Source organism: Pyrobaculum sp. (genome assembly GCF_049971835.1).
Taxonomy (GTDB): Archaea; Thermoproteota; Thermoprotei; order Thermoproteales; family Thermoproteaceae; genus Pyrobaculum.
In genome coordinates, this window is sequence record NZ_JBMFKV010000222.1 from 1 (window position 1) to 2,652 (window position 2,652).

Consider the following 2,652-nt stretch of genomic DNA (forward strand, 5'->3'; position numbering starts at 1 on the left):
GGCTCGATGCCATAATTGGAGGGGGGTTTATAAGGGGGAGGACGTATCTAATTTCAGGGGAGACGGGCACCGCCAAGACGCTAACTGCGTTGACGTTTCTTCTACAGGGGGCTCTTAAATATGGGGAACCTGGAATATACATATCCGTAGATGAGACATATGAGCAGTTTGTGGAGGGGGCTAGGAGGTTTGGTTGGGATATTGAAGATCTGAGGGCACGGGGGCTGATAGAGGTTTTAGTGCCTGAGATGGATATTGTGGAGCGCATTAGGGAGAAGGACCCCACCGCCATCGCCAAATCTCTTGTAGCTTCTATACGAGAGTACGTGGCGGCGTTGAACGCGCAGAGGCTGGTTATTGACCCAATTGCGCCGCTGGTCTCGCTTGATAAGGATATCCAGGTGTTGAGGGAGTACATTAGGGTTCTTGTCATGAGTATTGAGAGAGAGATAGGCACCACTAACATAATCACGACGGAAATCCCGTCTGGCTCCGGCGCTATTAGTAGATACGGCGTTGAGGAGTTTCTAGCAACCGGCGTTTTCATTATGGGAATTGCAAAGGCGAGAGATGGAAGCTTCAAGAGGGTGATGTTTGTAAGAAAGATGAGGTGGAGCCCCGTCCACCCAGGCATATACGAGATAGAAATAGTCCCAAAAATGGGTATTGTAGTAAAGGGCCAGATTAAAGAGCCCCTCGTACCCGTCACCTATCTACCAACTCTGTAACTTAGCACAGAGGATTGGCGAACTTCTAGGCGTGGGTTCGTATACCGTGTCCCGTGACTCAGCTGGGTTCTCTTCGTCATCTTTCTCCATATCCCGTCGTCATCATATTATAACCATAATTCCTACGGGTACACGTTGTTGATTTAGTTTTTATCGTTTACGTATACGTGTCGGAGGAGTTAGCTGTGCTGGTGCGCCGTGGTGGGCTTGTTATAAAGAAGACGGTTATTAAGCGTGGGGAAGAGGTTACTGGTGAATATATATACGTGAGACGTGGGTTGTTCGAAGCCGAGGCTGAGTTTGACTTAGAGGATGATGTGTTATATTACCTACAGATATGCTGGTTGAGGAGGTGTTACGTCTGGTTTGATGGGGAGCCCGATAGGGCTGTCCCCAACGCGCTTAGTAGGAGAGCGACTTCAATACTCAAAGAGCTAGGCGAGTTTTCCGTAGCCGCTAGGGCGGCTCTGAGAATATTAGCCTCGTCAAAAAGCCGGTCGTCACGTGTCAGATCCTCTGACCTCTCTCATCGGCGTGTTTAATCCACATTGGACATTTTAGCTTTGTCATACATAAGGTATAAATATCTGTAGTGTTAACAGATGCGTGAGAGATTTTGCAACCCAGAGGTTGGCAGAGCAGATTATAAACCTCCTGAGGGAGTACGGAGAGTTAAGTAGTGCAGATATCGCAAAAATGCTTGGGGTTAATAGGCGCACTGTCGCCGCCGTGTTGGCCCGCCTCAGAAGAGAGGGGGTCGTGGAGTATCTAGGATACTGTTTTGGGGGAAACCGTTGCAACACTAGGTGGAAGTTGAAAATGAATTAGTTTCAGTTTACTCCTACCTCTCTAAAACATTTTGAAAAGCAATATTAACACATAGAGGCTACGCCTACGTGGGCGATTTTTGTACCGTCGTGTGGCGGGGGGAAAAATACCGCGTGGAGTGCACCCCGTCTTATTTGCTGAGTCTCGCATGTAAGATCGCGGAGGCTGAGTGCATGCCTTATCCGGAGATTTATCGACAGATATTGAATAGCGTAGAGGGGGAGTATAGGGGGATTAGGCGCTTGGTGTCTACGATGTTGTCCGAGAAGTGATTTTCAAAAGTTTTTAAAGTCCTTGAAACCTAGCCTTGCGTATGTCTACGATCTTCGGAGAGCAACTTCCTAAGAGTAGCCGAGTGGAGTACGTAGGCGATGTGCCCATAATTGAGGAGTGCCCGCGTGATGTTAAGACACTCGGCGGCGAGCCGGTTCTACTGTTTGGTAAATGGAGTTATGAAGAGGTGGTGGTGAGAGATCCCGGTCTGAGGAGATATATCTGTCTAAAGCCTGTGGTGCTTCCACATACTGAGGGGAGGTTTCAAAATGTGCGGTTTGGAAAGGCGCGGATTCCTATTGTGGAGAGGCTTATAAACCTCATGATGAGGCCTGGGAGAAACGCCGGCAAGAAGCACAAGGCGTATAACATAGTTAAGAGGGCTTTTGAGCTAGTGTACTACAAGACGGGTAGAAACCCGCTACAGGTTTTCATCGACGCAATAATCAACACGGCCCCGAGGGAGGAAGTCACGAGGATAATCATGGGCGGCATAGCTTATTCTGTTTCTGTAGACGTATCTCCACAAAGACGTCTTGACCTCGCCCTCCGCTGGATTACTGAGGGCGCAAGAACTTGTTCATTTAATAACCCGAAGCCGATAGAAGAGTGTCTCGCCGACGAGCTCGTCGCGGCGGCGGCGAATGATCCCAAGAGCTATGCCGTGAGGAAGCGTGAGGAGCTAGAACGCATCGCTGCCGCCTCGCGTTAACTGTTTTTAACAGACAACATCTCTGCCACATGGCCGAGTTGTTTTGGTTTGAGAAGTATCGTCCTCGTTCTTTTGATGAGGTGGTGGATTTGGAGGAGGTTAAGGCTAGGC

At 49.1% G+C, this 2,652-nt stretch carries 5 protein-coding genes; all 5 read left to right on the forward strand.

The window, feature by feature from the left end; genetic code table 11:
• Positions 1-728, forward strand: a 728-nt coding sequence (locus ACP5J3_RS12705) for an ATPase domain-containing protein (protein WP_428496023.1), incomplete at its 5' end; no start/stop codon positions are given.
• Between the two features lie 167 nt (positions 729-895).
• Positions 896-1,270, forward strand: a complete 375-nt coding sequence (locus tag ACP5J3_RS12710) for a hypothetical protein (protein ID WP_428496024.1) — start codon at positions 896-898, stop codon at positions 1,268-1,270.
• A gap of 64 nt (positions 1,271-1,334) precedes the next feature.
• Entirely contained in the window at positions 1,335-1,556 is a 222-nt protein-coding gene (locus ACP5J3_RS12715) for a helix-turn-helix domain-containing protein (RefSeq protein ID WP_263245988.1), read from the forward strand.
• Between the two features lie 68 nt (positions 1,557-1,624).
• A complete protein-coding gene (locus ACP5J3_RS12720) occupies positions 1,625-1,828 on the forward strand; it encodes a hypothetical protein (protein WP_428496025.1) in 204 nt (67 codons plus the stop codon).
• Positions 1,829-1,869: 41 nt separating this feature from the next.
• Complete coding sequence (locus ACP5J3_RS12725; RefSeq protein WP_263245986.1) at positions 1,870-2,541, forward strand: 30S ribosomal protein S7; 672 nt, start codon at positions 1,870-1,872, stop codon at positions 2,539-2,541.
• Positions 2,542-2,652: the final 111 nt, after the last annotated feature.

Coding starts and splice junctions, on each gene's coding strand:
- ACP5J3_RS12725 (WP_263245986.1), top strand. CDS start 1,870: ATGTCTACGATCTTCGGAGAGCAACTTCCTAAGAGTAGCCGAGTGGAG.